Consider the following 1,981-nt stretch of genomic DNA (forward strand, 5'->3'; position numbering starts at 1 on the left):
CGCCTCGCAGCTCCTGTCCGCCGACTACCGGCCGGGCTGGGAGCCGCGTCCCTTCAGCGTCCTGTGCTGGGCCGACCGGCCGACCACCCTGGCGCGGATGGCAGCGCGCGGCGACGGGGATGCCGGCGCGGAGATGAGCGAGGCCCGGATCGGCGCCTACCGGACGCTCGCGGCCGATCTCGGCATTCCGCTCCTCGACACCTCCTACCTCTCCCCGGAGGCCGGGACGGCGCAGGTGCTGGCTATGATGCCGGCGCTGCCGGGCTGAAGGGCCGTATGCATCCCTACCGACAGCAGACCGACCGCGCCTTCTGGTCCCGCGCCTTCGCGGACGGACTCCCGCGCGGCCTGCTGGGTCACCGGGCCGGCCCTCTCGTCCCGAAGACGGCCACCGTCGTCTCGGCGGGAAGCTGCTTTGCCGCCAACCTCGTGCCGTTCCTCGAACGGGCCGGCCTGCACTACCTGCGCACGGAACGGCTCGCGGACTGGCTACGGGTCCCACCGGAGGCGATGGGCTACGGCCGCTACAGCGCGGCCTACGGCAACGTCTACACCGCCCGGCAACTGCTTCAGTTGCTGCGCCGCGCCTGCGGCCGCTTCGCCCCCGCGGAAGACCGCTGGTGCGAGCCGGACCGGGTGGTCGACCCATACCGGCCGGGCCTGCGCTACGCGGCCCGGACCGAGGTGGAATTCGAGGCCCTGACCCGGCAGCACCTCGCCCTGACTCGGCAGGCCTTCGCGCAGGCCGGGGTCTTCATCCTCACCCTCGGGCTCACCGAGGCCTGGACGGCACTCGACGGCGCGGTGTTTCCTGCCTGCCCCGGCACCGTCGCCGGGCGCTTCGACCCGGACCGGCACCGGTTCGTCGACTTCTCCTGCGCCGAGGTGAGCGCGGATCTCACCGCTTTCGTGCAAGAACTGCGTGTGATCAACGCGGGCGTGCGGATCATCCTCACCGTCTCACCGGTGCCCCTGGTCGCCACGGCCGGCGACGGGCACGTGCTCACGGCCTCGACCTACGCCAAATCCGTGCTGCGGGTCGCCGCGGAGGAGGTGAGCCGCAGCCTGCCCGACGTGATCTACTTCCCCGCCTACGAGATCGTCACTGGGCCCCAAGCCCCGGCCGAATTCTTCGCGCCGGACCGGCGCAGCGTCGGCGAGGCGGGCATCCGCGCGGTGATGGCGACTTTCCTCGACGCTTGCGGCCTGCCGCCGGAGCCTGTCGAGGCGGAGCCGCAGCCGGCCCCGTCCGACGCCGCCCTGGCCTCGTCCGCGATTGTCGAGGCGGAGTGCGAGGAGGCGCTCGCCGACGCGTCGGGCCCAATCCCGGCCGAAACGCCGGAGCAGAGCGCGCCAGCGCGCCGGCGGCGCGCCGCCCTTTGGCCCTGGCGCCGACCCGCGCGTGCCGAGGGTCACTGACTCCGTGTCTAGCCCGCGTACAGCCGAGTGGAGCGCAGCCATGTCCCGAGATGCCACCGGCCAGGACGCCGATGCCCCCGGCCCGGAGGATGCCGCCCGGATCGCGGCGCTCGAAGCGGCGCACGGGCCGCTGCCGGCCGATTTCGACGCGATGGGCTATATCGGGCTCCACCCGGACCTCGCCGCCCTGTTCGTCCACCCCTGGCAGGGGCAGTCGCACTACCTCGAATACGGGCGCCGCGAGGGTCGGGTCTATCCCTCCAGCATCACCCGAGCTGAGGAGAAGGTCGCGCACGGCCGTCGCATCGCCCTCGTCCTCGACGGGCTCGACGGCGCCGGCAAGTCGACCATCGCGCGCATGACCGCGCAGGCCATCGGGGGCTGCGTGCTCCACCCCTTCGACGGCCTGGGGCCGCTGATGATCTGGCTGGCGCAGACCGGCCGACACGCGCTCGCCGATTCCATCGCGCACGCCGCCGTGGCTATGGCGATGGCCAGAGTCCCCGCCGACGTGCCGATCGTGTTCGACCGGCACTGGTTCACCGCCTCGCAGCTCCTGTCC

Annotated in this window: 1 protein-coding gene and 2 pseudogenes; all 3 read left to right on the top strand. The window is 72.9% G+C overall.

Translation table 11 applies throughout. The features are described 5' to 3' along the window. Positions 1-268 (top strand): annotated as a pseudogene (locus tag COGEMETH_RS21035) (glycosyltransferase); the annotation flags it as partial. An 8-nt stretch (positions 269-276) separates the two neighbouring features. Then, a complete protein-coding gene (locus tag COGEMETH_RS21040) occupies positions 277-1,419 on the top strand; it encodes a GSCFA domain-containing protein (RefSeq protein ID WP_238184554.1) in 1,143 nt (380 codons plus the stop codon). Between the two features lie 40 nt (positions 1,420-1,459). After that, positions 1,460-1,981: pseudogene (locus tag COGEMETH_RS21045) on the top strand (glycosyltransferase); the annotation flags it as partial.

Origin of the sequence: Methylobacterium trifolii (genome assembly GCF_022179685.1) — a bacterium.
GTDB classification, from domain to species: domain Bacteria; phylum Pseudomonadota; class Alphaproteobacteria; order Rhizobiales; family Beijerinckiaceae; genus Methylobacterium; species Methylobacterium trifolii.